We start from the raw sequence: 26,046 nt of genomic DNA on the forward strand, positions 1-26,046 counted from the left end.
CCGCCGATCCCCCGGACGACCCGAATCAGATAGCGTGCCGCTGCGGTTCGGCGACGAAGCGCACCTCGACGGCGGCGTGCACCTCGATCTCACCGGCCTCGAGGGAGACGGCGGGCGCGGCCTCGGCGGAGGCCAGCGCCATCGTCGCCATACGGCCCTTCGGCATCGGCGGGCGGGGCAGCGTCGTGCCGGGTTCCTGGATGCCGTCGACCACCGGCGAGCCGAGGCCCGCCGCGGCGGCGTAGTCGCCGGCCCGCTCGACGGCGTCGGCGACCGCGCGGGTGCGCGCCGCCTTGGCGAGCGCGCGCTGGGTCTCCTCCGAGAGCGACCACTCGATGCCGCCCACCTCGTGTGTCTGGTGGATGCCGACCCGGCCGATCCAGGTGCCCAGCGCCTCGAAGTCCTGGAAGCGCACCGTCACCGATGCCGAGGCGGTGTAGACGGAGTTGCGCGGCTGGCCCTCGCCCACCCATTCCTGGTGATGCGAGATCCACACCCGGTCGGCGTGCCACGACTCCGCCGCCTGGGCTGCCGCGTGCGCCTTCGCGTCGCTGACGAGCCGCTCGTGCGCCTCGCTGACAGCGCGCATCGCGGCCTCTGGGCTGGGCGCGCTCCAGCGCGACTGCACCGTGACCGTCGCCCGCTCGGCGCTCGCGCGCTCGAGGGCCGTGCCGCAGACCGTGATCTCCACCATGGCCCGGATGCTACTCCGGCAGCCTGGCGCTACTCCCGCAGCTTCGCCCCGAAGCGCTCGGCCGCGACGGCGAGGCCCGCGAGCTTCGCCTCCGACGCCTCGGCGGCCGTGAGCGTGCGATCGAGCGCGCGGAAGCGCAGCGCGAACGTGAGCGACTTCTCGTGCGCGCCGAGCCCGCCGTGGTCCGAGCCCGCGGAGCGGTAGTCGTCGACGAGCGCGATGTGCTCGAGCAGCGCTCCCGCGCCCTCCCGCACCGCGCGGCGCACCTCGCCCGCGGGCACATCGATCGGCACCACCAGCGAGAGATCCTGCGTGGCAGCGGGCACCGGCGCGATCACCTGCGTCTCGAGGCCCACGCGGGCGAGGCCGATGAGCGCGCTCAGGTCGAGCTCGGCCACCGCGACCACGCGAGGCAGGTCGGCCTCTGCGGCGATCGCGGGCAGCAGCTCGCCGGCCACGCCGACGACCGTCTCGCCGACGAGCAGCTCGGCGGCGCGGCCCGGGTGCAGCCACTCGCGCTGCGCCTGCCGCACCTCGAGCTCGAGCCCGACCGTGCGGGCGATGCGCTCGGCGGACTCGATCGCGTCGGCCAGGCCGTAGCGCTCGACGGGGCGGCCGGGCTGCTTGCGCACCCGCTCGCCCAGCAGCAGCACCGCGGCGTGATCCGGCTGCGCCGGCAGCCGGTCGAGGTCGGCCAGCACGTCGTCTGCCGGGCGCTCGGCGGCGCCGGGCAGCTCGGCGGTGCCGTGGCCGTCGATCGCGTGGAAGACGCGGCCGAGCTCGAACAGCGCGAGATCGGTGAGGCCGCGGCCCAGGTTGCGGTGCGCGGTGTCGAGCATGCCCGGCACGAGCGCCGCGCGCATCCAGGAACGCTCTGCGTCCAGCGCGTTCTCGAGCCGCACCGGCTCGGCTCCCGTCATGCGGGCCTGCTGCTCCGAGACGAAGGGTGCCACGAGCACCTCGGTCAGCCCCGCCGAGGCGAGACCGTTCGCGACGGCGCGGCGCAGTCGCTGCGCGCGCGTGAGGCCGCGCCCCGGGGGCGCGACCGGCAGCACCGAGGGGATGCGGTCGAAGCCGACGATGCGCGCGATCTCCTCCACCAGGCTCTCGCGGTCGACGATGTCGGGGCGCCAGGTGGGCGGCGTGACCGTCCACGTCTCCGCACCCTCGTCGATGGAGGCGCCGATCGCCAGCAGCGCGGTGCGGGCCTCGTCGTCGGTGTAGTCGGCGCCCATCAGCGTGCGCCAGAAGCCCACCGGGATCGGGATCGGCGTCATCGCCGGCACCTCGCCCACCTCGGCTCCGAGCTCGGTCTCGAGCGTGCCGCCAGCGAGCTCGACCAGCAGCTGGGCGACGCGCGCCGCCGCGGCATCCGCCACCGCCGGGTCGACGCCGCGCTCGAAGCGCTTGGATGCCTCCGAGATCAGCCGGTGGCGCCGGGAGGAGCGCCCGATGGAGACCGCGTCGAAGGTGGCCGCCTCGATGAGCACGTCCGTGGTCGACGCGTCCATCTCGGTCTCGGCGCCGCCCATGACGCCGGCGATGCCGATGGCGCCGCGGTCGTCAGTGATGAGCAGGTCCTCCTCGTGCAGCGCCCGGTCGACGTCGTCGAGCGTCGTGATGCGCTCGCCGGCGTGCGCGCGGCGCACGGTGATGCCGCCCTGCAGCTTGCCGAGATCGTAGGCGTGGGTCGGCTGCCCCAGCTCGAGCATCACGTAGTTGGTGATGTCGACGCCCAGCGAGACCGAGCGCATGCCCGCGAGTCGCAGGCGACCGGCCATCCACGCGGGCGTGGGCCGCGACTGGTCGATGCCGCGCACGACACGGGCGATGAAGCGCGAGCAGCCGACGGCGCCGCGGATCGGTGCGCCGTCGTCGATCGCCAGCGGGAAGCCCGCCGGTGCGGTGCCGGATGCGCCGCCGAAGTCGACGGCGGCGCGCGCGGTCTCTGCGGGGTCGGTGAAGGGCCGGCCGACCGACGAGGCGAGCTCGCGCGCGATGCCGCGGATGGAGAGCGCGTAGCCGCGATCGGGGGTGACGTTGATCTCGACGGCCTGGTCGTCCAGACCGAGCAGCGCCAAGGCATCCGCCCCGACCTCGCCCGGGATGCCGGCCTCATCGAGGCGCAGGATGCCGTCGTGGTCGTCGCCGATGCCGAGCTCGCGCACCGAGGCGATCATGCCGTCGGAGACGTGGCCGTAGGTCTTGCGCGCCGCGATCTCGAAGTCGCCGAGCGCCGACCCGGGCAGCGTCACCACGACGCGGTCGCCGACCTCGAAGTTCAGGGCGCCGCAGACGATGCCGCGCACGCCGCCATTGACCTCGCCGACATCGACCTGGCACCAGCGGATGGTCTTGCCGTTCTTCTGCGGTTCCTCGACGAACTCGAGCACACGGCCGACCACGATCGGCCCGCGCAGCTCGCCGCCGTGCACCGCCTCCTCCTCGAAGCCGACGCGCACAAGCTGCGCGTGCAGCCACTCGGCCGGGTGCTCCTTCGGCAGCTCGACGTGCTCCGCGAGCCATGACAGCGGAATCCGCATCAGATCACCATCCCGAACTGCTCGGTGAAGCGCACATCGCCCTCGATCATGTCGCGCATGTCGTCGAGCTGGTAGCGGAACTGGAGAGTGCGCTCGATGCCCATGCCGAAGGCGAAGCCCGAGTAGACCTCGGGGTCGAGCCCGGCGGCGCGCAGCACGTTGGGGTTGACCATGCCGCAGCCGCCCCACTCGATCCAGCGGGCGCCGCCGCGGGCACCGGGATGCCAGACATCCATCTCGGCGCTCGGCTCGGTGAAGGGGAAGTAGTTGGGGCGCAGGCGGATCTTCGCCTCCTCGCCGAACATGACGCGGGCGAGGTGCTCGAGCGTGCCGCGCAGGTGCGCCATCGTGATGCCCTTGTCGACCGCGAGGCCCTCGATCTGCGTGAAGACCGGCAGGTGCGTGGCGTCGATGTCGTCGGTGCGGTAGACGCGGCCCGGCGCGACGATGTAGATGGGCAGCTCGCGCGTGAGCATCGAGCGCATCTGTACCGGGCTCGTCTGCGTGCGCAGCACCATGTGGCGGTCGGCGGGCGCGACGTAGAAGGTGTCGGATTCGCCGCGCGCCGGGTGGTCGGGGTCGACGTTGAGCGCGTCGAAGTTGTACCACTCGTGCTCGAGCTCGGGGCCTTCGGCGACCTCCCAGCCCATGCCGACGAACACGTCGCTCATCTCATCCATGAGCATGGTCAGCGGGTGCCGTCCACCGGCAGAGCGGATGCGCGGCACGGCAGTGACGTCGACGCGCTCGGCCTCGAGCTGCGCCAGTTCCTCAGCGGCGGCGAGCTCGCCCTGGCGAGCGGCGATCGCCTCGCCGACGCGGCCGCGACCCGCGCCGATGAGTTGGCCGGCGGCCTTGCGGTCCTCGGGCGCGAAGTCGCGCAGCGAGCCGTTGAGCGACGCGAGCTCGCTCCCCTGGCCGTTGTGGGCGTTCTTGGCCGCGGTGAGCTCGGCGGTGGTCTGGGCGGCCTCGATCGCTGCGAGCGCCGCGATCACCGCGGCGTCGACGCGCGCGCCGAGGTCGGCGTTCTCATCGGGGATTGACACCCGACGATCCTACCGACGACTGCGCGGGTCAGCCGCCGCCGCCCTCCATGCCGGCCCCCGGGTAGCGGGTGCTGTCGGCCAGCGGGTCGCGACCCGCCTGCTGCCGCATCGCTTGCGTCGAGACTGGGACAGCCTCGGTCTTCGTGCCATCGAGATTCGGCCCGCCCTTGCGCGGCCGCGAGACGCGCTTGTGCAGCCAGCGGACGATCGCTGAGAGGCTGAGGTTGAGCGCGAGGTAGATGGCGAGCAGCACGAAGAACATCGAGAGTGCGTATGGCCCGCCCTCCCGGTCGTAGAAGTCGACGAGCTGGCGGCCGATGCGGAGGATCTCGGGAGAGCCGACGATGTAGCCGAGCGAGGTGTCCTTCAGCAGCACGATGAGCTGCGCCAGGATGATCGGCAGCATGATGCGCAGCGCCTGCGGCAGCTCGATCGCGAGCGTGGTGCGCAACGGCGTGAGGCCGATGGCGAGCCCGCTCTCGCGCTGCCCCTTGGGCAGCGACTTCATGCCGGCCCGCAGCGCCTCGCCGATGATCGCGCCGTTGTAGACGACCAGCGCCCACACGACCGACCAGTAGGTGCCCGACGCGAAGACGATGAGGATGAACAGCATCATCAGCAGCACGGGCATGCCGCGGAAGAACTCGAGCACGATCGTCGTGGGGATGCGGACCCACCGCGATGCGGCGTTCCTCAGGATCGAGAAGATGATGCCGAGGATCATCGCGCCGATGGCCGCGATGCCGGCGATCGAGAGCGTCGTGCCGAGACCTGCCATCAGGCCGCGCGCAGCGAACCAGACCTCAGGCCGGCCGAAGATGTCCCAGCGGTCCTGGTAGAAGGCGCCGCCGAGCCACAGCTGGTAGGCCGCCAGGCCCAGCAGCACGACGGTCGCGATCGCGAAGACGATCGAGAGGATGCGGGAGCGCCGGATCGCGTTGGGCCCAGGCGCGTCGAAGAGGACGGAGCCGCTCATCGCTGCACGCTCCATTTCCGCTCGAGGTAGTCGACCGCCTGGCCGAGGGGCACCGTGATGATCAGGTAGCTGAGTGCGACGCCGATGAAGATCTGCAGCGCCTGGTCGCCGTAGCTGGTTGACAGTCGCTGCGCGACCGACGTCAGCACGAAGATGAAGAAGCCCATCGCCACCGACGTGTTCTTGGTCAGGGCGATGATGACGTTGATGATCGGCGGCAGCACGCTGCGGAACGCCTGCGGCAGCACCACGAGCCCCATGGTCTGGCCGAACCCGAGCCCGATGGAGCGCGAGGCCTCGGCCTGGCCGAGGGGCACCGAGTTGATGCCCGATCGCACCGCCTCGGCGAAGAAGGCGCTGGTGTAGTACGTCAGCGCGAGGATCGCCCCGAGCGTGAAGTCGAAGATGAAGCCGAGCTTGGGCAGCACGAACGCCGTGAAGAAGAACACGAGCGTGAGCGGTGTGTTCCTGGCGACCTCTGTCCAGACCGCGGCGACGACTCGCAGCGCCGCGACGGGTGAAACGCGCATGCCGGCCAGCAGGATGCCGACCGGCAGCCCGATGAGCGTGACGACGCCGGTGAGCAGCAGCGTCATGCCCATGCCCTGCCACCACAGCGGCAGGTTCTCGAAGATTGCTTGCATCAGCCCCTCATCCGGAGGCCGGATGCGGGAGGTCGCCCTCCCGCATCCGGTTCGGGTGATCGATCAGTAGCGGTCGGGTGCCGGGAACTCCGGCGTGGGCAGCACGACGCCTGCCGTCTGCTCCCAGATGGAGGCCATGCGGCCGTCCTCGTACGCGGCCTCGAGCGTGTCGTTGATGAAGGTGCGGAACTCGTCGTCACCCTTCTCCAGGCCGATGCCGTAGGGCTCGTCCGTGAACGTCTCGCCGTCGGCGACCAGCTCGAACTCGCCCTGGTTCTGGTCGACGAAGCCGGCGAGGATCACGTTGTCGGTCGTCAGCGCGACGACCTGGCCGTTGCGCAGCGGGTCGAGGCAGTTGGAGTACTGGTCGGTCGCCTCGAGATCTGCGTCGTACTCGTCGACGATGTGCGCGGCGGGCGTCGAGCCCTCGACCGAGCAGACCGGCTGACCGGCGACGTCCTCGGGGCCCATGATGCCCTCGGGGTTGCCCGCCTGCACCATGAGCGCCTGACCGGCGAGGTAGTACGGGCCGGCGAAGTCGACCTTCTCCTTGCGCGCGTCGTTGATCGTGTAGGTCGCCACGACGATGTCGACGTTGCCGTTCTCGATGAACGTCTCGCGGTTGGCCGAGACCGTCTCCACCCATTCGATGTTCTCGTAGGGGATGCCGAGCTCTGCCGCGATGAGCGAGCCGACGGCGACGTCGAAGCCGACCGGGTTGCCGTCGGGGCCGACGAGGCCGAACAGCGGCTGGTCGAACTTCGTGCCGATCGTGATCGAGCCCGCCTCGGCGAACTCGGCCATCGACGTGCCCTCCTCGAACTCGGGCGACTCGACGACCTCGAGGCCGTAGGGGTGCTCGCCGCTCGCGGCGCCGCTCTCGTCGGGCGCCTCAGCGGGGTCGGACGACGTGGTGCCGGCCGGGCCGCCGCACGCGGTGAGCGCGAGGACGGCGAAAGCAGCGACGCCGAGCGTCACCTTGCTCTTGCTGCGCATGGTGCTTCTCCTTCGGTGGTGATGAGTGGTGTGGGACAGGTCAGTGCGTGAGGATCTTCGAGAGGAAGTCCTTGGCGCGCGAGGTCTGGGGGTTCGTGAAGAACTCCTCGGGCGTGGAGTCCTCCATCACCTTGCCGTCCGCCATGAACAGCACCCGCTCCGCGGCCTTGCGCGCGAAGCCCATCTCGTGGGTGACGACGACCATGGTCATGCCGCCGTGCGCGAGCTCGACCATCACGTCGAGCACCTCGTTGATCATCTCGGGGTCGAGCGCGCTGGTGGGCTCGTCGAAGAGCATCAGCTTCGGCTCCATGGCGAGCGAGCGGGCGATCGCGACGCGCTGCTGCTGGCCGCCCGAGAGCTGCGCAGGCATCTTGTGCGCCTGATTGCCGATGCCGACGCGGTCGAGCAGCTGCATCGCGTGCTCCTCGGCTTCCTTGCGCTTCTTGCCCCGCACCTTGATGGGGCCGAGGGTCACGTTCTCGAGGATCGACTTGTGCGCGAAGAGGTTGAACGACTGGAAGACCATGCCGACGTCGGCGCGGAGCTGCGCGAGCGCTCGGCCCTCCGAGGGCAGCGGCACGCCATCGATGCGGATCTCGCCGGAGTCGATCGTCTCGAGCCGGTTGATCGCCCGGCAGAACGTCGACTTGCCGGAGCCAGACGGGCCGATGACGACGACCACCTGACCCTTGGGGATCGTGACATCGATGTCGTTGAGCACGTGGAGTTCGCCGTAGTGCTTGTTGACGTGATCGAGCTCCACCAGTGGCTGCATGCGCTCATCAAAGCACGACCTATGACGCGCCGATGCGCGCACGCGCACATCGCAATGAAACGGTTACACGACGGTCGTTACACGCCGCGCTGCGCGAAGGCGCTCTGGTACAGGCAGACGGATGCCGCGGTGGCGAGATTCAGCGACTCCGCGGCACCGTAGACGGGCAGCCGGGCGGCGCGGTCGGCGAGCGCCAGGGCCGCCTCGTCGAGGCCACGAGCCTCGTTGCCGAAGAGCCACGCGGTGGGCAGCGCGAGCACGCCGGCGGCCTGCAGCGAGGTGAGCTCCTCCCCCGACACGTCGGCGGCCAGCACCTGCATGCCCAGCGCGCGGGCCGCATCCACCGCATCCGCCGTGCTCGCCCCGACCGAGACGTCGACGTGGAAGAGCGAGCCGGTCGTCGAGCGCACGACCTTCGGGCTGTAGGGGTCGACCGAGTTGGCCGTCACGACGACAGCGGATGCGCCGGCCGCGTCGGCCGCGCGCAGGATCGTGCCGAGGTTGCCCGGGTCGCGCACCTCGTGGAGGATCGCGACGAGCGGGTGCGCAGCGGCCGCGGCGCGCGCCATCGCATCCTCGAGGCGCACGGGCGACTGCTTCGCGACGGCGACCAGGCCCTGCGGGTGCACGGTGTCGGCGATCGCCGCGAGAGCGCGCTCGGAGACCTCGGTGACGAGCGCGTGCTGGGCTGCCGCCGCGATCAGCTCGCCGTGCCGCTCGTGGGCGGCCTCGGTGGCGAAGATGTCGACGAGCAGCGCCGGCTGCCAGCGCACGATCTCTTCGAGGGCTGCCGGGCCCTCCAACAGGAACAGCCCGGTCTGAGACCGGGCTGTTCGCTGCTGGAGCTTGGCAGCCTCACGCACGCGGGGCGCGCGGGGGCTGTCGAGCAAGTCAGGCTGCGTTCTTGGGAGCCGACGTGTCGGCCGGCAGGGCCGCCTTCGCTGCCTCGACCAGCGCGGTGAAGGTGGCGGCGTCGTTGATCGCCATGTCGGCGAGCATGCGGCGGTCGACCTCGATGCCCGCAAGGCCGAGGCCCTGGATGAGGCGGTTGTAGGTCAGGCCGTTCTGGCGCGACGCGGCGTTGATGCGCTGGATCCACAGACGGCGGAAGTCGCCCTTCTTGGCCTTGCGGTCGCGGAACGCGTAGACGTGCGAGTGGAGCAGCTGCTCCTTCGCCTTGCGGTAGAGGCGCGAGCGCTGACCGCGGTAGCCCGAGGCCTGCTCGAGGATGACGCGACGCTTCTTGTGGGCGTTGACCGCCCTCTTGACACGTGCCATGAGTCTGTTCTCTCTATCTCTTCTTCGTCGTCCGCGTCAGCGGCCGAGCAGCTTCTTGATGTTCTTGGCGTCGGCCGGTGCGAGCACCACGTCGCGGTTGAGGCGGCGCGTCTGGACCGACGACTTCACCTCGAGGTTGTGGCGCATGCCTGCGCCCTGCTTGACGACCTTGCCGGTGCCGGTGATCTTGAAGCGCTTCTTCGCACCTGAGTGCGTCTTCTGCTTGGGCATTCTTGTCTCCTACTCAGATGCTGGCTCGCCAGCGGGCTTCGCCGCGGGCTTGGCCTTGGGCGTCGCGGGCTTGGCGGCCGCCGCTGCTGCGGGCTTCGCCGCAGGCTTCGGGGCGCCGGGCTTCGCGGCGGGCTTGGGTGCTGCCGAGGCAGCGGGCTTGGCGGCCGCGGGGGCCGCGGCGGGCTTCGCCGCAGACGGTGCTGCAGCAGGCGCGGCTGCACCCGGCGCCGCCGGCGCCGGCGGGCGCGGCGCACCGGCCGGGCGGGGCGCGCCCGCCGGCGTCGGCTGCACCGTGCGTGCCGTCTGCTTCGGGCGCGAGTCGGTGCTTCGGGGCGCCGAACGCGATTCCGAACGGGAATCCGTGCTCGGGCGCGACGAGGAGCTCGGGCGCGACGAGGACGAGGAGGGTCGCGAGGACGACGAGGACGCCGGGCGGCTCGAGCGCATGGGCTCGGGCTCGCTGCGGGTGCGGCTCTGCGCGGGCAGGGTCGGGCGCGCGGGGCGCTCGGCCTCGATCGCAGCCTGGTGCGCGGCCTGCTTCTCCGCCTCGATGCGGCGCTTCTCCTGCTGCTCCTTCTTGTGCGCGATGCGCGCCGCGTTCTGCTCGGCCTTCGCATCCGACTTGGAGCGCAGAGGCCCGACGATCATCACCATGTTGCGGCCGTCGATGGTCGGGTTCGACTCGACGGAGCCGTGCTCCTGGATGTCCTCGGCGAAGCGCTGCAGCAGCCGCACGCCCAGCTCCGGGCGCGACTGCTCGCGGCCGCGGAAGAGGATCATGGCCTTGACCTTGTCGCCGCCCTCGAGGAAGCCCTGGGCACGCTTGCGCTTCGTCTCGTAGTCGTGCTCGTCGATCTTCAGGCGGAAGCGGACCTCCTTGAGGTCGGTGTTCGCCTGGTTGCGCCGGGCATCCTTGGCCTTCTGCGCCTGCTCGTACTTGAACTTGCCGTAGTCCATGATCTTGACCACGGGCGGGCGCGAATCCGGCGAGACCTCGACCAGGTCGAGCTCAGCCTCGCGGGCAAGACGAAGGGCATCCTCGACCCGGACGACGCCGACCTGCTCGCCGGCAGGGCCGACCAGTCGGACTTCGGGAACGCGGATACGCTCGTTGGTGCGGGGATCGCTGATCGCGGGCTCCTTCTCATTGAATGCTGTGTGCTGGTGCACGGCGAGAAGAGCAGCCACGTCGCGGTCGCTGCCGCATGGCTCAGCACCTGCGACGACGAGCGTCTGGTGCTGCTGACCCGGTAGCCTTGAAGCGGCTGCGGGTGGGATTGCTCCTCTTTCACCTCCGGGCGAGAGCCCGAAACCTGCAAAAGCCTACCAGAGACCTATCTTCGGGAGAAGAGCCATGACTGACGCCGCCCAGCACACCCACGACGACGACGGCCTCGAGCAGGCTCGCGACATCGCGGAGGTGCCGGCGGTGGAGCTCATCAACACCGTCGCGATCCACCTGCTGAGCGCCGCAGCGGTCAAGGTCGGCCTTGCCGACGACCCCGAGCAGCAACTCGACCTCGACGAGGCGCGCAAGCTGATCAACGCGCTCGCCGGGCTCGTCACCGCCGCCGCCCCCGAGGTGGGCAGCATGCACGCCGCACCGCTGCGTGACGGCCTGCGCTCGGTGCAGCTGGCGTTCCGCGAGGCCAGCACGATGCCCGACGCTCCCGGCAAGGGCCCGGGCGAGAAGTGGACCGGCTCCGTCATCTGAGCCGCGCGGTCAGTCGCGCGACTGCCACTCCCCGCGCGTGATCGCGAGCGCCGCGGGGGCCACCAGCGGCACCCGCGCCGCTCCCCCGTCCCAGCGGTGCATCCGCACGGCGACGCTCGCGATGCGCTCGCGCACCACCTCGGCCTCGCCGAGCGCGGCGGCCGCCGCCTGCAGCTGCGCGGCGGCGTCCTCCGCCGCATCGACGAGCGCGTGCACCTCGAGGTCCGCGCCAGCCATCCGGCCGCGCGGGTCACCGGTCGCCAGCACGATCGCCTGCACGGAGGGCTGGGTGAACAGCGCCGCGGCGACAGCCGAGTGCACGGCCGCATCCTCCACGCCCCACGACCATGGCGCATCCGTCAGCAGTGCCTCGAGCATCGTCCGTGTGAGCACGAACTCGCTCTCGCTGCCGGGGTCGACGACGACCCGGCCCGGACCGTCGAGCGCAGCAGCAGCGGCCCGCTGCACGCTCGTGGGCACGGGACGGGCCTTGGCGTTCCAGGACTGCATCGCACCGACGTGCGAGAACATCGGGAGGATGCCGGCGCCGTCCGGCCCCTGCACCGTGACGATCGAGAGCTCCTGCGTCTTGTCGACCGTGCGACCGCGCTCATCGACGCCGGTCTCGCCCGCGGCCGCCAGCAGCGGCACCAGCAGCCGCTCGCCGCGCAGCGCGTCGACGACCGTCGCGCGAGCACCGGCGTCGGCGGCCAGCGCGCCGACCGCATCGAGATAGCCCGCCGGCGCCGAGCCGTCGTCGCCCGCGTAGGCGGTGTCGTGGTGCGTGAATGTGCGCCCCTCCCAGGGGCGCCCCGCAGAGTCGGCCGCCCGACTCACCGCGCCGACCCTACTGCCCCGCGACGTCCAGCGCCGCGACCAGCGTGAAGGCGCCGGCGTAGAGCGCCTTGCCGACGATCGCGCCCTCCACGCCGTGCGGCACGAGCTCGCGGAGCGCGGCGATGTCGTCGAGGCTGGAGACGCCGCCGGAGGCGACGATCGGCTTGTCGGTGCGGTCCGCGACCTGCTTGAGCAGCTCGATGTTCGGACCCTTGAGCGTGCCGTCCTTGGTGACGTCGGTGACGACGTAGCGGCTGCAGCCCGCGGCCTCGAGGCGCTCGAGCACGTGCCACAGGTCGCCGCCGTCCTGCGTCCAGCCGCGCGCCGCCAGCGTCGTACCACGCACGTCGAGGCCGACGGCGATCTGCTCGCCGTACTCGGCGATCGCCGACGCCGTCCACTCGGGGTTCTCGAGCGCCGCGGTGCCGAGGTTGATGCGCTTGACGCCCGTGGCCAGCGCTGCCTCGAGCGAGGCCTCGTCGCGGATGCCGCCGGAGAGCTCGACCTGCACGCGGCCCTTGATCGCCTTGATGACCTTCTTGATGACCGCACGGTTGTCGCCGCGGCCGAACGCCGCGTCGAGGTCGACGAGGTGGATCCACTCGGCGCCCTGGCGCACCCAGTCCTCGGCCGCCTCGACCGGGCTGCCGAAGGAGGTCTCGGTGCCCGCCTTGCCCTGCGTCAGCCGCACGGCCTTGCCGTCGGCGACGTCGATGGCGGGCAGCAGCTGCAGCTTGGGCGACTGGTTGAAATCGGTCATGGGGTGGTGCCTTCTTCGGAGCGGGTGGTGCGAGCGCGCAGGGCGGTGCGTCATGCGATCAGCCTCAGCGATCGTACTCGCGAGGGGTCAGAGGCCGCGAACCCAGTTCGCCAGCAGGCTGATGCCCGCCGCCCCCGACTTCTCGGGGTGGAACTGCGTCGCCGCCAGCGGGCCGTTCTCGACGGCGGCGATGAAGCGCTCGCCGTGCTCTGCCCACGTGACGCGCGGCTGGCGGATGCGGGGGTGCGGGTCGATGTGCCATTCGGTCGCGGCGTAGGAGTGGACGAAGTAGAACCGTTCGTCGCGGAGGCCGGCGAAGAGCTCGGAGTCCGCCGGCGCGTCGACCTCTGCCCAGCCCATGTGGGGCAGGATGTCGGCCTGCAGCCGGCGCACGGTGCCGGGCCACTCGTCGAGCGCGTCCGTGTGGACGCCGCCCTCCTCGCCGGAGGAGAACAGCACCTGCATGCCGACGCAGATGCCGAGCACCGGTCGTGTGCCGGCGAGCCGCCGCCCGATCAGCTCGCCGCCGCGGATGGCCTGGATGCCCGCCATGCAGGCGGCGATCGAGCCCACGCCGGGCACGACCAGGCCGTCGGCCTCCATCACCGCGGTGCGGTCGGCGGTCAGCGACACCTCGGCTCCGGCTGCCTCGAGCGCCTTGGCGGCCGAGTGCACGTTGCCGAGCCCGTAGTCGAGCAGCGCCACCCTGGGTCGAGCGGCGGTCACAGCGTGGTCCTCAGCATCGGGCAGCGCGCGCTACAGCGCGCCCTTGGTGGAGGGCACGCCGGTGACGCGAGGGTCGGTCTCGACCGCGACGCGCATGGCGCGGGCGAAGGCCTTGAACTCGGCCTCGGCGATGTGGTGCGGGTCACGGCCGGCCAGCACCTCGACGTGCGCGGTGATGCGCGCGTTCAGCGTGATCGCCTCGAAGACGTGACGCACCAGCGAGCCGGTGAAGTGCCCGCCGATGCGGTGCAGCTCGAAGCCGGCGGGCTCCCCGCTGTGCACCAGGAACGGCCGTCCGGAGAGATCGATGACGGCGCGCGCGAGCGCCTCGTCGAGCGGCACCGTGGCGTCGCCGTAGCGGCGCACCCCCGCCTTGTCGCCGAGCGCCTCCTGCAGCGCCAGCCCGAGGGCGATCGCGGTGTCCTCGACCGTGTGGTGGGCGTCGATGTCGGTGTCGCCGGTCGCCTGCACGTCGAGGTCGATCAGCGAGTGCTTCGAGAACGCCGTGAGCATGTGGTCGAAGAAGGGCACGGTCGTCGAGATCGATGAGATGCCGGTGCCGTCGAGGTCGAGCGAGAGGCGGATGCTCGACTCGCTCGTGGTGCGCTCGATGGTTGCTGTGCGGGGCATGCTTCGATCCTATTGGCCGGTGAGCGCGGCCATCGCCGCCAGCAGGGCGGTCGTCTCCCCCGGCGTGCCGGCCGTGATGCGCAGCGTGCCGGGCAGGCCGACGTCGCGCACCAGGATGCCGCGGTCGAGCAGCGCCTGGAAGGCGGCCTTCGGGTCGTCGATGCCCCCCACCAGGACGAAGTTCGAGTCGGAGGGGTAGGGCTGCAGGCCCAGCGCCGTCAGCTCGTCGACAATGCGGTCGCGCTGCTCGCGGAGCGAGTCGACGCGGGAGAGCATCTCGTCGCTGTGCCGCAGCGCCGCGATCGCAGCCGCCTGCGTGATGGCCGAGAGGTGGTAGGGCAGCCGCACGAGTCGCAGCGCGTCGACGACGGCGGGATGCGCGGCGAGGTAGCCGACCCGGATGCCGGCGAAGGCGAATGCCTTGCTCATGGTGCGCGAGACCAGCAGCCGCGGGAAGCGATCGAGCAGCGTCAGCGCCGTCTGGCTGCGGTCGTGCGCGAACTCGGCGTAGGCCTCGTCGACCAGCACGATGCCACGCGCAGCCTCGGCCGCCGCCTCGATGACGTCGAGGCCGATGGCGGTGCCGGTGGGGTTGTTGGGCGAGCACAGGAACACCACGTCGGGGTCGTGCTCGACGATCGCGCCGCGCACGGCATCGGGGGTGAGGGTGAAGTCGGCCGCGCGCGGCACCGGGACCCAACGCATCCCCACACCCTGTGCGAGGAGCGGATACATCGAGTAGGTGGGAGTGAACGAGAGCAGGGAGCGCCCGGGCCCGCCGAACGCCTGCAGCACGTGCTGCAGGACCTCGTTCGAGCCGTTGCCCGCCCAGATCTGCTCGGGCTGCAGACCGTGGCCGAGGTAAGCGGCGAAGCCGGCGCGCAGCGTGTCGAACTCGCGGTCGGGGTAGCGGTTCGCGTCGGGCAGGGAGCGCGCGATCTCCTGCACGATATCGAGGGCGACCGCCTCGGGGACGCGATAGGCGTTCTCGTTGACGTTCAGGCGGACCGGCACCTCAAGCTGCGGTGCGCCATAGGGCGTCAGTCCGCGCAGGTCGTCGCGGATCGGCAGGTCATCGAGGCTCGTCACCGACCCAGCCTAAGCCGATGTCAGATGCCGCGCACAGCGTGTACGCCGACGCGCGAGAGCAGCGAAGCGTCGTTCAGTGCGAGTACTGCGCCGGGATGGCCAGCTGCTCGCCGGGCTGGATGGCGCCAGCGATGCCGTTGAGCATCTCGATCTCGGCGACCACGTCGCGCGGATCGGCGCCGGGGGCGACCGACTGCGCGATCTGCCACAGCGACTGACCGGGCAGCACGCTGACGTACTCGAAGTCGCCGGACTGCGAGGACGCCGAGGCGACCGCGCCGGAGAGCGCGTCGCCGAGCACACCGACGCCCGCGAGCGACCCGGCGGCGATGACAGGAGCGGCGACGAGCAGCGCAAGAGCGCGGCGGCCACGGGCGGTCATCCGCACGCGGATCGTCGACGTCGTCGTGGTGGGTGCGATCGCAGTCATCGGTACTCCTCTGGTCTGGGATCCGCGGGCGATGCTCGGCCGGGAGCACCGCCCGCGAATCTCTGTTTCGAACCTATCTTCGATAGTACGGATGCGTCAACCCCTGCCGCGGAGTTTCTCCACGACACGCTCGAACACCCGTTTGATTCCAGCGGCCTGTCGGATACGCTTTCGAACCAAACGGAGTCAATCGCAGGCCACTGACATGGCCCGCGAGCGAGAGCGGAGCGGGCGATGACGAGGCAGCTGACCGAGAAGCAGCAGGCGATCCTGCAGTACATCCAGGGCGCGGTGCGCCAGCGCGGCTATCCGCCGAGCTACCGCGAGATCGGGGACGCCGTCGGGCTCTCGTCGCTCTCGAGCGTGACGCACCAGCTGGGGCAGCTCGAGCTCGCGGGCATCATCCGCCGCGACCCCTCGAGGCCGCGCACCATCGAGCTGCTCATCACTGACGAGGCAGACGGCGCGGTCGGCAGCATGGAGCAGGCCACATTCGTGCCGATGGTCGGCCAGATCGCGGCCGGCATCCCGATCACGGCGGAGCAGCAGGTCGAGGACGTCATGCCGCTGCCGAAGCAGCTCGTGGGCAGCGGCGGCGACCTGTTCATGCTGAAGGTGGTCGGCGAGTCGATGATCGACGCCGCCATCTGCGACGGCGACTGGGTCGTCGTGCGGCAGCAGCGCAACGCCGAGAACGGCGACATCGTCGCCGCCATGCTCGACGACGAGGCGACCGTCAAGGTCTTCAAGCAGCGCGACGGCCACACCTGGCTGCTGCCCCGCAACTCGGCCTTCGAGCCGATCCTCGGCGACGAGTCCGAGGTGCTCGGCAAGGTCGTGGCGGTGCTGCGCTCAGTCTGAGGTCATGCCCGGAACTCGGCCAGCTGGCTGAGCACCGCCTCGGAGACCTTGGCGTCGATGCGGGTGCCGCCCTCCTCGTGCCGCTCCTGCACCACCTCGAATCGGTCGTGCAGCATCGACACCACGTCGCCGCGGTCGTACGGCACCAGCAGCGTCACCTCGACCTCCGGCCGCGGCAGCAGCTCGGCGATGCGCGCGAGGATCTCGTCGACGCCCTCGCCCGTGCGCGCGGAGGCGAAGATCGCATCCGGCTGCAGCCCGCGCAGCACCAGCCGCTCATCGTCGCTGATGAGGTCGGTCTTGTTGAACACCACGATCTCGGGGATGGAGCGGGCGCCCGTCTCTCCCAGCACGTCGCGCACGGTCGCGATCTGCGATGCCGGGTCCGGATGGCTGCCGTCGACGACGTGCACGATCAGCTCTGACTCCGCGACCTCTTCGAGCGTCGAGCGGAACGCCTCGACCAGCTGGTGCGGCAGGTTGCGCACGAAGCCGACGGTGTCGGCGATCGTGAACTCCCGGCCGTCCGGCGTCGTGGCACGCCGCACGGTGGCGTCGAGGGTCGCGAACAGGGCGTTCTCGACCAGCACGCCCGCTCCGGTGATGCGATTGAGCAGCGAGGACTTGCCGGCGTTCGTGTAGCCGGCGATCGCGACGCCGGGCACCTCGAAGCGGTCGCGGTTCGCGCGCTTGGCCTGCCGTGCGGGCGCGAAGCCCTTGATCTGCCGGCGCAGCTTCGCCATGCGCGTGTGGATGCGGCGACGATCGAGCTCGATCTTCGTCTCACCCGGTCCGCGGGAACCCATGCCGGCACCCTGGCCGCCGACCTGACCACCGGCCTGCCTCGACATCGACTCGCCCCAGCCGCGCAGTCGCGGCAGCAGGTACTCGAGCTGCGCGAGCTCGACCTGCGCCTTGCCCTCGCGGCTCTTCGCGTGCTGGCTGAAGATGTCGAGGATGACCGCGGTGCGATCGATCACCTTGACCTTCACGCGATCCTCGAGCGCGCGCCGCTGGCTGGGCGAGAGCTCGCTGTCCGCCACCACCGTGTCGGCGCCGAGCTCCTGCACGACCTCGGCGAGCTCGTCGGCCTTGCCGCGGCCCACGTAGGTCGCGGGATCGGGGTTGGGGCGGCGCTGCAGCATGCCGTCGAGCACCTGGGCTCCGGCGGTCTCGGCGAGCGCCGCCAGCTCGCGGAGCGAGTTCTCGGCGTCCCCGGTGGATCCCGAGTAGACCCCGACGAGCACGACGTTCTCGAGCCGCAGCTCGCGGTACTCGACCTCGGTGACATCCTCGAGCTCGGTGCGCAGGCCGTCGACGCGACGCAGGGCCGCGCGATCGGCGCGGTCGAGCTGCTCACCGTCCGCATCACCCTCGATGGTGTCGCCGTCGAGCGCCTGCGCTCGCTCGTCGAGCACCGTGCCCTCTGCCGGCTGCGCCCAGGCGAGGATGCGCTCCATCGCGCGTCCGCCCTGCGGGTCGTGCTCCTGCGGTTCTGCCATGTCCTGTCCTTCGCTACTGTCGAGTCCGTGCCGGACCATTACTTCTCCCCCGATCCCGCCGCGCCGCAATCGGTGCGCACGATCCGGGTGCCGATCGCCGGCGCCGAGCGGGAGATGGTGACCGCGACCGGGGTGTTCTCCGGCGACCGACTCGATGTCGGCACCGAGGTGCTGCTGGCTGCCGTTCCCGCTCCCCCCGAGACCGGCGAGCTGCTCGATCTGGGCTGCGGCTGGGGTCCCATCGCCGCGACGCTCGCGACCCGCTCCCCCGACGCGCACGTGTGGGCGGTCGACGTCAACGCTCGAGCGCTCTCGCTCGTGGAGCGGAATGCCGAGCTGCTCAGTCTATCGAACATCACTCCTGCCACACCCGAGCGGGTGCCGGAGGACGTGCGCTTCGCGGCCATCTGGTCGAATCCGCCCATCCGCATCGGCAAGCCGCAGCTCCACGAGCTGCTCGAGACCTGGATCCCCCGGCTGGCTCCCGGCGCGACCGCGTGGCTGGTGGTGCAGAAGCACCTGGGCGCCGACTCGCTGCTGCGCTGGCTGACCGAGCGCTTCGCGGACTTCGACGTCGAGCGCGCGGACTCCAAGCGGACGTACCGGATCATCGCCGTCACAGCACCGGAGTGAGCCCCTCGCCGCGGAACACGAGCTCGGCCGGGCCGGTCAGCCAGGCGTGACCGCGCTCGTCCACCTCGACCTCGAGCCTGCCGCCCGGCACGTCGACGATCCATCGGTCCGCCGCGTCCCCTGACCAGTGCCGTGTCGCCATCGCTGCGGCGACCGCGCCGGTGCCGCACGAGAGCGTCTCGCCGGATCCGCGCTCGTGCACGCGCATGCGGATCGAGCCGACCCCGTCGGCGATCGTGCCTGGCACCACGAACTCCACGTTCGCGCCGGATGCGGGGGCCGGGTCGAGGGCGGGCGCGGCGTGCAGCTCGAGCGCCTCGAGCTCCGCGTCGCTCGCCAGCGCGACGACCACATGCGGGTTGCCGGTGCTGACGTCGAGGCCGGGGCGGTCGACGTCGAGCCCGTCGGCCGCGACCAGGCGGTCGCCGCCGAGCTGGAACGCGCCAAGATCTGCGGCGAACAGCGGGCCCCGCCGCTCGACGCGCTTGATCCCGGCGCGCGTGACGATGTCGATGCCCTCGCCGTCGGCGAGCTCGGCGAGCTGCGACTCCAGCAGGAAGCGCACGAAGACGCGCACGCCGTTGCCGCACATCTCGCTCACCGTGCCGTCGGCGTTCCAGTAGTCCATGGCCCAGGTGCCGGGCGGTGCCGCGTCGAGCGCCGCATCGCCGGTGGCGCCAGCACGCACCGCACGGATGACGCCGTCGCCGCCGATGCCGAATCGTCGGTCGGCGAGTGCGCGCACGCGCTCGGCCGTCAGCGGCTGCGCGCCGTCAGGGTCGGCGATGAGCACGAAGTCGTTGCCCGTTCCGTGCCCCTTCGAGAACACGCCGCTGGCCACTGCTGTCATGCCCTACAGCGTATCGAGCGCCTGGTGCGCGATGGCAGCCGCGTCCGCTGCAGGCGCAGCCGGGTAGCGCTGGAACCAGGAGACCTGTCGCCGCGCGTAGCGGCGCGTGAGCGCCTGCGTCTGCGCGATCGCCTCCGCCTCGGTGACGGTGCCGTCGAGCTGGTCGAGCGCCTGCCGGTAGCCGATCGCCTGCTGCGCCGTTGTACCGCGCTCGATGCCCGCCGCGCGCAGCCGACGCGCCTCCTCGACGATGCCGAGCGACCACATCCGCTCCACCCGCCGGTCGAGACGGCCCACGAGCTCCGCGCGCTCGACGCGCTGATGCTGGATGATCGTGGGGCGCAGCAGCGCCGCCTCCGGCGGCAGCCCGACGCGGAAGGGCTCACCGGTGAGCGTGACCGCCTCCAGCGCCCGCACCAGCCGCCGGCCGTTGTGCGGGCCGATGGCGGCGGCCGCGGCGGGATCGACGCGCAGCAGCCGCCCGTGCATCTCGGTGGCGCCGAGCTGCACGAGCTCAGCCTCCAGCTGTGCGCGCAGCTGCGCATCGGTGGCCGGGAAGGCGAAGTCGTAGAGCACGCTCGAGGCGTAGAGCCCGCTGCCCCCGACCAGGATCGGCACGGCGCCGCGAGCCTCGATCGCCTCCAGCGCTGCCAGCGCTGCCTGCCGGTACTGCGCGACCGCTGCGTCCTGCCACGGCTCCAGCACATCCAGCAGGTGGTGCGGATGGCCACGGCGCTCGGCGACGCTCGCCTTCGCGGTGCCGATGTCCATGCCGCGGTAGAGCTGCATGGCGTCGCAGTTGACGATCTCTGCCGTCTCGCCGAGGCCGATGATCGCGTCCGCGATCTCGAGCGAGCGCTCGGTCTTGCCGGTGCCGGTCGCGCCGACGACCGCGATGAGCCTCACAGGTCGTCGCTGCTCACCGCACGCGCAGGGTCGGCAGGCCGAGCGAGACCGGGCCGCCGATCGCCGCACCGGTCGCGCCAGCGCTCGGCACTGCGCACGATTCGGCCTGCGCCCGATCCCAGGCGTCGCCCGCGCGCGTGCGGCGCAACGCCACCGGCTCGCCGTCGGCGATCAGGTGGAAGGGCGCCGCGTGCGTCACGGCGGTCGTGACGATGTCACCGGGGCGAGGTGCATCCCCGCCGGTGAGGCTGCCGGGGCTGAAGTGCACCAGCCGGTTGTCCTGCGCCCTGCCGCTCAAGCGGTGCGTCTCTGCATCCTTCTTGCCCTCGCCGACAGAGACCAGCACCTCGAGAATGCGGCCGACCTGCCGCTGGTTCTCCTCGTGGGCGATGTGGTCCTGCAGCGCGGTGAGCCGCTCGAAGCGCTCCTGCACGACCTCCTTCGGCACCTGATCGGGCATCGTCGCCGCGGGCGTGCCTGGCCGGATCGAGTACTGGAAGGTGAATGCCGAGGCGAAGCGCGAGGCCTCCACCACGCGCATCGTCTCCTGGAAGTCCTCCTCGGTCTCGCCAGGGAAGCCGACGATGATGTCGGTCGTGATGGCGGCATCCGGGATGCGCGCGCGGACCTTGTCGAGGATGCCGAGGAACTTCGTCGACCGGTAGGAGCGGCGCATCGCCTTCAGCACCCGGTCGGAGCCCGACTGCAGCGGCATGTGCAGCTGCGGCATCACCGCATCCGTCTCCGCCATGGCGTCGATGACGTCGTCGGTGAAGGCCGCCGGGTGCGGACTGGTGAAGCGGATGCGCTCGAGGCCTTCGATCTCGCCCGCCGCGCGCAGCAGCTTCCCGAAGGCGAGCCGGTCGCCGAACTCGACGCCGTAGGAGTTGACGTTCTGCCCGAGCAGCGTGACCTCGATGGCGCCGTCGTCGACGAGCGCCTGCAGCTCGGCGAGGATCTCACCCGGGCGGCGGTCGCGCTCCTTGCCCCGCAGCGAGGGCACGATGCAGAACGTGCAGGTGTTGTTGCAGCCGACCGAGATGGACACCCAGCCGGCATAGGAGGATTCGCGCTTGGTCGGCAGGGTCGAGGGGAAGACCTCGAGCGCTTCCAGGATCTCCACCTCGGCCTCGCCGTTGTGACGGCTGCGCTCCAGCAGGGTCGGCAGCGAGCCCAGGTTGTGTGTGCCGAAGACGACGTCCACCCATGGTGCGCGTTCGAGGATGCTCGCGCGATCCTTCTGCGCCAGACAGCCGCCGACGGCGATCTGGAAGCCCTCGCGCTCCCGCTTCGTCTTGGCGAGGTAGCCGAGGTGGCCATAGAGCTTCTGGTCGGCGTTCTCGCGCACGGCGCAGGTGTTGATCACCATCACGTCGGGCGCGCCGTCGAGGGCTTCGGTGTAGCCCGCCTCTTCGAGCGAACCGCGCAGCCGCTCCGAGTCGTGCACGTTCATCTGGCAGCCGAAGGTCTTCACCTCGTAGGTGCGCTGCGCGAGGGTGGTGGACATCGCTCCAGGATACCGGCGGACGGGAGAGGCGCCCCGTGCCTGAGCACGGGGCGCCTCGAGATTCGGATGTGACTCAGCCCTGCGTGGCCGTCAGCGTCCAGGTGCCGTCGGGCGACTCGCCGGAGAGGTCCATCTCGCCCCCCTCGGCCGTGCCCGTGAAGGTCACGTCGAAGGAGCCGGAGTCCTGGTTCTGATCGGTGAGCTGCGTGATCGTCACCGTCAGGTTCGACGGGTCGCCGGACCAGACGTCGTCCGCGCTGTCGAAGGGCCCGTCACCGTCGTTCCAATCGGTGATGTCGACGGTGCCGTCGGCGTTCAAGGTGAAGTCCATGGTGGCGAAGCCGGGGCCGAGCTCGCCGCTCCACGACGAGCCAGCGAGGTCCTCCGAAGCAGTGCCGCCGCCGGGCTCCTGCGTCGTGCCGCCACCCGGCTCCTCAGCCGTCTGCGCGCCGCCCACCGGCGGCAGCTGGAAGCAGCCTGTCAGTGCGAGCAACGAGGCGGCCGCAAGGGCCGGAACAGCAACAATCCTGGTCGTCTTCATGCCTCGAACCTAGCCGGATCACAGGGCACGAAACTGAGCGAATCCTGAACGCAGCCCGACGGACGGCGGACCCGCAGGACGGCGCGGGATCGCGCTGCAGCGTCAGCGGAACCGGGGCCCTCGGGCACGCGTGCGCTCGATCGCGATGCGTACGGTCGCGCCGCCGAAGCCGCGGCGCTGCAGCCAGCCCGAGAGCCGTCGTTCTGCTGTCTCGTCGTCGAGGCTGCCGAGCCGCCGGCGCCGCTCCGCGGCGGCGTCGATGGCGCGCTGCAGCTCGTCGTCATAGTCGGGACGCTCGAGGACGGCGGGGTCGAGGCCGCGCTTGCGCAGCTCGGCGGCGATGCCGCGCTCCCCCAGATGCTTGCGCTCGCGCAGCCGCTCGGCGAGGTCCTCAGCCAGCTGTGCGTCGTCGACGAGCCCCTCGGTTTCGAGGCGCTCGAGCACCGCCTCGCGCACCTCCGGAGCGACGTCGCGACGCTCGAGGGTGCGGTCGAGCTCCTGCCTGCTCGCCGCCCGCCTGCCGAGCGCACGCAGCGCGATGGAGCGCGCAGCCTCCTCGTCGACCGGCTCCGGCTCGACGGCCGCCTCGGCCTCGGGCTCGGCGGCATCGATCAGGCGATCGTCTGCGGCGCGGGCGCGACGGGAGCCACCGCGCGGCAGCCCCGGCGGCGGCGCCCACGCCTCTGCCGGTTCGTCCTCGCGAGAGGCGATCCAGGCGGAGAGCTGCGTGACGCCGGCCAGCCGGCTCTGCTCGCTCACGCTCCCTGGCGCTCCTGGCGGCGCGCGTCGAGCGACTCGACGGCGGCCGGCTCCTCGGCTGCGGCCTTGCCTGCGCCGATGCCGAGCTTCTGCAGGATCTGCAGCTCGATCTTGGCGGCCAGGTCGGGGTTGTCGATCAGGAACTGCCGGGCCTTCTCCTTGCCCTGGCCCAGCTGGTCGCCGTCGTAGGTGTACCAGGCACCGGACTTCCGCACGATGCTGTGCTCGACCCCGAAGTCGATCAGGCTGCCCTCGCGGGAGATGCCGACGCCGTAGAGGATGTCGAACTCCGCCTGCTTGAAGGGCGGCGCCATCTTGTTCTTCACGACCTTGACGCGGGTGCGGTTGCCGACTGCGTCGGTGCCGTCCTTCAGCGTCTCGATGCGGCGGATGTCCAGGCGCACCGACGCGTAGAACTTCAGCGCCTTGCCGCCGGCTGTGGTCTCGGGGCTGCCGAAGAAGACGCCGATCTTCTCGCGCAGCTGGTTGATGAAGATCATGGTGGTCTGCGTCTGGTTCAGGCCGCCGGTGAGCTTGCGCAGCGCCTGCGACATCAGGCGCGCCTGCAGGCCGACGTGGCTGTCGCCCATCTCGCCCTCGATCTCGGCGCGCGGCACGAGCGCGGCCACGGAGTCGATGACGATCAGGTCGATCGAGCCCGAGCGGACGAGCATGTCGGCGATCTCGAGCGCCTGCTCGCCCGTGTCGGGCTGCGAGACCAGCAGCGCGTCGATGTCGACGCCGAGCTTCTTCGCGTACTCCGGGTCGAGCGCGTGCTCGGCGTCGATGAACGCGGCGATGCCGCCGTTGCGCTGCGCGTTGGCGATGGCGTGCAGCGTCAACGTGGTCTTGCCAGAGGACTCCGGGCCGTAGATCTCGATGATGCGGCCGCGCGGAAGGCCGCCGACGCCGAGTGCGACGTCGAGCGCGATGGAGCCGGTCGGGATGGTCGCGACGGGCGCGCGCTCGTCGCTGCCGAGGCGCATCACCGACCCCTTGCCGAACTGACGGTCGATCTGCGCGAGCGCCGCCTCGAGCGACTTGTCGCGGTCTGCAGGTGTGGGCATTGCTGGCCTTCCGTTCGCAGTGCTTGGCTGATGGTGCGCTCACGGTACGTCGGGCCGCTGACATGCGTGCGGCCCGCGCTGCCGCCTGTGGAGAAGCGGACCTGTCGCGTTCCCTCAGCCTACGCGCCGATCGAACCTATCTTCGAACGTCGCGTCGGCGTGTCGCCGGCCCGCTCAGCGCTGCGGCTCGCGCAGGCCCCTGCCGTGCCGCCGCTCGGCGGGCACGTCCTTGGCGTCGCAGATCGCGGACCACACGTGCCGCGCGGGCACGCCAGCGGCGAGCGCCTCGGTGCCCGTGCGGCCGCCGAGGCTGCCCAGCGTCAAGTCGGTCATCAGCACCGACCCCAGCGCGCCGAACTCCTCCGAGATCGCGATCTGCAGCTCGCTCGTGCGCATCCCCGATGCCTCTAGTGCACCGCGGCGTCGAACTCGGCGACCATGTCGGCCGGCAGCGTGTCCGGCACCGGCGAGGTGAGCGAGTCGAACTCGCCGAAGCTCAGGCCCTCGAGCACTGCGAGACGGTCCCCCACCTCTCGCAGCACGCTCGACAGCGGCACGTCGAGCGCGTCCGCGACCGAGGCGAGGATCTCGCTCGAGGCCTCCTTCTGGCCGCGCTCCACCTCACTCAGGTAGCCCAGCGCCACCGAGGCGCGCGAGGCGACCTGACGCAGCGTCCTGCCCTGACGCAGCCGCGTGTCGCGCAGCACGTCACCGATCTCCTGTCGAACCAGCACCATGGTCTCCCCCTTCACCGTGGTCGGATGCACCAGCCTAGTCGCAGCTCTCCTGCGTTCTGCCGAGTTGTCCACGAAGTTGATAACACCACTGTCACATCTCGCATTCCACGCCGGCCCTGGTCACGGTGTGGATTCGCTGTGGATCCGCAGATCCGTGCGGTCGAGCGCGGCATCGAGCGCCCGCAGCGCCGCCCGCAGCGCGGCGTGCCGCACGACCTCGCGATCCCCCGTCTCCAGATGCGACGACGACTCGGCGACCCGGCCGTGCACGGTGTCGATCTCCACGCCGACGTGGAACTCCCCCGGCGGATGCCCGTCCTGCGCGCCCGGCCCGGCGACACCGGTGGTGGCGACGCCGATCGTGCAGGCGGAGCGGTCGAGCGCGGCCAGCTGCCGAACGCCGCGCGCCATCGCGATCGCCACCTCCGGGTCGACGGGGCCGCGCGCGCCCAGCAGCGTCGCCGGCACTCGCAGCACCTCGTGCTTCATCTCGGTGGCGTAGGCGACCACGCCCAGACGCAGCACTGCGGAGGCGCCCGGCGTGCGCACCAGCGTCTCGGCGACCAGGCCGCCGGTGAGCGACTCGGCGACCGCGATCGTCACGCCGCGCGCTGCGGCGCGGGCGAGGATGGAGCTGGCGAGCTCGAGGTCGGCGTCCTGCGCACCCGCGTCGGGCCGCGCATCCGTCATCGTGCCCTCACCGCATGCACCACGAACTCGAGCCCGGAGTAGATCGTGAGCGCCACCGCGATCGTCATCGTGATGACGCAGATCCAGACGCCCGGCTCACCCAGCCACGACTGCAGCGGCACGAGCGCGAGCGGCAGCGCGATCGCCTGCGCCATGGTCTTCGCCTTGCCGGCCCAATCGGCCGCGATCACCGTCTGCGACGAGACCACCAGCCGGTAGGCGGTGATGCCCCACTCGCGCAGCAGCACGACGGCGGTGACCCACCACGGCAGCTCGCCCAGGATGGACAGCACGACGAAGGCGCTGCCGGTGATGGCCTTGTCGGCGATCGGGTCGATGAGCGTGCCGAAGTCGGTGACCAGGTTGCGGCCGCGCGCGATCTGGCCGTCGACGAAGTCGGTGGCGATCAGCACCACGAACAGCAGCGCGCCGAGCGTGCGTGCGAGGCCGGGATCGGGGTTCGTGAGCGCCACCACGATGAACACCGGCGTCAGCAGGATGCGCACGACCGAGATCAGGTTCGGCACGCTCGCCACGCTCGCAGGCGTGTCGCCGCGACGCCAGATGCGACCGCGCCACGGGCTCAGGATCCCCATGAGTGCAGGCTACCCAGTCGCGGCT

31 protein-coding genes are annotated in these 26,046 nt (G+C 71.2%); 3 read left to right on the forward strand and 28 right to left on the reverse strand.

Features of this window, described 5'->3' with window-relative positions; genetic code table 11:
• Positions 1-25 precede the first annotated feature (25 nt).
• The 11 genes from BM288_RS00385 to infC form a co-directional block, all read right to left on the reverse strand.
• Positions 26-694, reverse strand: a complete 669-nt coding sequence (locus tag BM288_RS00385; RefSeq protein ID WP_092914799.1) for an SIMPL domain-containing protein — start codon at positions 692-694, stop codon at positions 26-28.
• Positions 695-723: 29 nt separating this feature from the next.
• Positions 724-3,237 carry a phenylalanine--tRNA ligase subunit beta gene (gene pheT / locus BM288_RS00390; RefSeq protein ID WP_092914801.1) on the reverse strand — a complete coding sequence of 838 codons (2,514 nt, stop codon included), beginning with the start codon at positions 3,235-3,237 and terminating at the stop codon, positions 724-726.
• Complete coding sequence (gene pheS / locus BM288_RS00395) at positions 3,237-4,283, reverse strand: phenylalanine--tRNA ligase subunit alpha (RefSeq protein WP_092914803.1); 1,047 nt, start codon at positions 4,281-4,283, stop codon at positions 3,237-3,239. The genes pheT and pheS overlap by 1 nt, the downstream gene beginning before the upstream one ends.
• A 28-nt stretch (positions 4,284-4,311) precedes the next feature.
• Positions 4,312-5,259 (reverse strand): amino acid ABC transporter permease, encoded by a 948-nt coding sequence (locus BM288_RS00400; protein ID WP_092914805.1) that lies wholly within the window; start codon positions 5,257-5,259, stop codon positions 4,312-4,314.
• A complete protein-coding gene (locus BM288_RS00405) occupies positions 5,256-5,903 on the reverse strand; it encodes an amino acid ABC transporter permease (RefSeq protein ID WP_092914807.1) in 648 nt (215 codons plus the stop codon). Before BM288_RS00405 ends, BM288_RS00400 begins: the two co-directional genes overlap by 4 nt.
• A gap of 63 nt (positions 5,904-5,966) precedes the next feature.
• A complete protein-coding gene (locus BM288_RS00410; RefSeq protein ID WP_092914809.1) occupies positions 5,967-6,899 on the reverse strand; it encodes a glutamate ABC transporter substrate-binding protein in 933 nt (310 codons plus the stop codon).
• 40 nt (positions 6,900-6,939) lie between these two features.
• Positions 6,940-7,677, reverse strand: coding sequence for an amino acid ABC transporter ATP-binding protein (locus tag BM288_RS00415; protein ID WP_092914811.1), 738 nt, complete (start codon positions 7,675-7,677; stop codon positions 6,940-6,942).
• A 77-nt stretch (positions 7,678-7,754) separates the two neighbouring features.
• The gene (locus BM288_RS00420) at positions 7,755-8,567 is read right to left on the reverse strand and encodes a TrmH family RNA methyltransferase (RefSeq protein WP_092914813.1); all 813 of its coding nucleotides are present in this window, start codon (positions 8,565-8,567) and stop codon (positions 7,755-7,757) included.
• Between the two features lies 1 nt (position 8,568).
• On the reverse strand, positions 8,569-8,955 hold the full coding sequence (rplT, locus tag BM288_RS00425) for a 50S ribosomal protein L20 (RefSeq protein WP_092914815.1): 387 nt from the start codon (positions 8,953-8,955) through the stop codon (positions 8,569-8,571).
• A 36-nt stretch (positions 8,956-8,991) separates the two neighbouring features.
• Positions 8,992-9,186 carry a 50S ribosomal protein L35 gene (rpmI, locus tag BM288_RS00430; protein WP_092914817.1) on the reverse strand — a complete coding sequence of 65 codons (195 nt, stop codon included), beginning with the start codon at positions 9,184-9,186 and terminating at the stop codon, positions 8,992-8,994.
• A gap of 9 nt (positions 9,187-9,195) precedes the next feature.
• Positions 9,196-10,374, reverse strand: coding sequence for a translation initiation factor IF-3 (infC, locus tag BM288_RS00435; RefSeq protein WP_318255241.1), 1,179 nt, complete (start codon positions 10,372-10,374; stop codon positions 9,196-9,198).
• 166 nt (positions 10,375-10,540) lie between these two features.
• Between infC and BM288_RS00440 the strand changes: the two genes are divergently transcribed.
• Complete coding sequence (locus tag BM288_RS00440) at positions 10,541-10,900, forward strand: DUF1844 domain-containing protein (protein WP_092914819.1); 360 nt, start codon at positions 10,541-10,543, stop codon at positions 10,898-10,900.
• A gap of 9 nt (positions 10,901-10,909) precedes the next feature.
• On the opposite strand, the gene BM288_RS00445 is transcribed toward BM288_RS00440, so the two are convergent.
• The 6 genes from BM288_RS00445 to BM288_RS00470 all read right to left on the reverse strand — a co-directional run bounded on the left by BM288_RS00445 (position 10,910) and on the right by BM288_RS00470 (position 15,372).
• A complete protein-coding gene (locus BM288_RS00445; RefSeq protein WP_092914821.1) occupies positions 10,910-11,737 on the reverse strand; it encodes an SseB family protein in 828 nt (275 codons plus the stop codon).
• A 10-nt stretch (positions 11,738-11,747) separates the two neighbouring features.
• Positions 11,748-12,497 carry a bifunctional 1-(5-phosphoribosyl)-5-((5-phosphoribosylamino)methylideneamino)imidazole-4-carboxamide isomerase/phosphoribosylanthranilate isomerase PriA gene (priA, locus tag BM288_RS00450; protein ID WP_092914823.1) on the reverse strand — a complete coding sequence of 250 codons (750 nt, stop codon included), beginning with the start codon at positions 12,495-12,497 and terminating at the stop codon, positions 11,748-11,750.
• Positions 12,498-12,584: 87 nt separating this feature from the next.
• Positions 12,585-13,223, reverse strand: coding sequence for an imidazole glycerol phosphate synthase subunit HisH (hisH, locus tag BM288_RS00455; protein ID WP_092914825.1), 639 nt, complete (start codon positions 13,221-13,223; stop codon positions 12,585-12,587).
• Between the two features lie 30 nt (positions 13,224-13,253).
• Entirely contained in the window at positions 13,254-13,853 is a 600-nt protein-coding gene (hisB, locus tag BM288_RS00460) for an imidazoleglycerol-phosphate dehydratase HisB (RefSeq protein WP_092914827.1), read from the reverse strand.
• Positions 13,854-13,862: 9 nt separating this feature from the next.
• Positions 13,863-14,942: a histidinol-phosphate transaminase gene (locus BM288_RS00465; protein ID WP_092914829.1), complete on the reverse strand. Its 1,080-nt coding sequence runs from the start codon at positions 14,940-14,942 to the stop codon at positions 13,863-13,865.
• Between the two features lie 73 nt (positions 14,943-15,015).
• Complete coding sequence (locus BM288_RS00470; protein ID WP_092914831.1) at positions 15,016-15,372, reverse strand: hypothetical protein; 357 nt, start codon at positions 15,370-15,372, stop codon at positions 15,016-15,018.
• Positions 15,373-15,606: 234 nt separating this feature from the next.
• Between BM288_RS00470 and lexA the strand changes: the two genes are divergently transcribed.
• Entirely contained in the window at positions 15,607-16,233 is a 627-nt protein-coding gene (gene lexA, locus BM288_RS00475; RefSeq protein ID WP_092914833.1) for a transcriptional repressor LexA, read from the forward strand.
• Positions 16,234-16,235: 2 nt separating this feature from the next.
• Here the strand turns inward: lexA and hflX are convergent, their stop codons facing one another.
• A complete protein-coding gene (gene hflX / locus BM288_RS00480) occupies positions 16,236-17,693 on the reverse strand; it encodes a GTPase HflX (protein ID WP_318255316.1) in 1,458 nt (485 codons plus the stop codon).
• Positions 17,694-17,762: 69 nt separating this feature from the next.
• On the opposite strand from hflX, the gene BM288_RS00485 reads away from it, so the two are divergent.
• Positions 17,763-18,368 (forward strand): class I SAM-dependent methyltransferase, encoded by a 606-nt coding sequence (locus BM288_RS00485; protein ID WP_318255243.1) that lies wholly within the window; start codon positions 17,763-17,765, stop codon positions 18,366-18,368.
• Here BM288_RS00485 and dapF read toward each other — a convergent pair.
• From dapF to pgsA, 10 genes are all read right to left on the reverse strand, one after another.
• Entirely contained in the window at positions 18,352-19,218 is an 867-nt protein-coding gene (dapF, locus tag BM288_RS00490) for a diaminopimelate epimerase (protein ID WP_092914836.1), read from the reverse strand. The genes BM288_RS00485 and dapF overlap by 17 nt on opposite strands.
• A 3-nt stretch (positions 19,219-19,221) precedes the next feature.
• Complete coding sequence (miaA, locus tag BM288_RS00495) at positions 19,222-20,124, reverse strand: tRNA (adenosine(37)-N6)-dimethylallyltransferase MiaA (RefSeq protein WP_092914838.1); 903 nt, start codon at positions 20,122-20,124, stop codon at positions 19,222-19,224.
• 13 nt (positions 20,125-20,137) lie between these two features.
• Complete coding sequence (gene miaB, locus BM288_RS00500; protein ID WP_092914840.1) at positions 20,138-21,631, reverse strand: tRNA (N6-isopentenyl adenosine(37)-C2)-methylthiotransferase MiaB; 1,494 nt, start codon at positions 21,629-21,631, stop codon at positions 20,138-20,140.
• Between the two features lie 73 nt (positions 21,632-21,704).
• Positions 21,705-22,172 (reverse strand): hypothetical protein, encoded by a 468-nt coding sequence (locus tag BM288_RS00505; RefSeq protein WP_143102958.1) that lies wholly within the window; start codon positions 22,170-22,172, stop codon positions 21,705-21,707.
• A gap of 102 nt (positions 22,173-22,274) precedes the next feature.
• Positions 22,275-22,931: a regulatory protein RecX gene (locus tag BM288_RS00510; RefSeq protein WP_092914843.1), complete on the reverse strand. Its 657-nt coding sequence runs from the start codon at positions 22,929-22,931 to the stop codon at positions 22,275-22,277.
• Positions 22,928-23,998: a recombinase RecA gene (recA, locus tag BM288_RS00515; protein ID WP_092914845.1), complete on the reverse strand. Its 1,071-nt coding sequence runs from the start codon at positions 23,996-23,998 to the stop codon at positions 22,928-22,930. The genes BM288_RS00510 and recA overlap by 4 nt, the downstream gene beginning before the upstream one ends.
• A gap of 174 nt (positions 23,999-24,172) precedes the next feature.
• On the reverse strand, positions 24,173-24,394 hold the full coding sequence (locus tag BM288_RS00520) for a DUF3046 domain-containing protein (protein WP_092914847.1): 222 nt from the start codon (positions 24,392-24,394) through the stop codon (positions 24,173-24,175).
• Positions 24,395-24,405: 11 nt separating this feature from the next.
• Positions 24,406-24,735, reverse strand: a complete 330-nt coding sequence (locus tag BM288_RS00525; protein ID WP_092914849.1) for a helix-turn-helix domain-containing protein — start codon at positions 24,733-24,735, stop codon at positions 24,406-24,408.
• A 120-nt stretch (positions 24,736-24,855) separates the two neighbouring features.
• Positions 24,856-25,425 (reverse strand): CinA family protein, encoded by a 570-nt coding sequence (locus BM288_RS00530; RefSeq protein WP_092914851.1) that lies wholly within the window; start codon positions 25,423-25,425, stop codon positions 24,856-24,858.
• A complete protein-coding gene (gene pgsA, locus BM288_RS00535; protein WP_092914853.1) occupies positions 25,422-26,021 on the reverse strand; it encodes a CDP-diacylglycerol--glycerol-3-phosphate 3-phosphatidyltransferase in 600 nt (199 codons plus the stop codon). Before pgsA ends, BM288_RS00530 begins: the two co-directional genes overlap by 4 nt.
• Positions 26,022-26,046 lie beyond the last annotated feature (25 nt).

The organism is Agrococcus baldri (genome assembly GCA_900114805.1).
GTDB classification, from domain to species: Bacteria; Actinomycetota; Actinomycetes; order Actinomycetales; family Microbacteriaceae; genus Agrococcus; species Agrococcus baldri.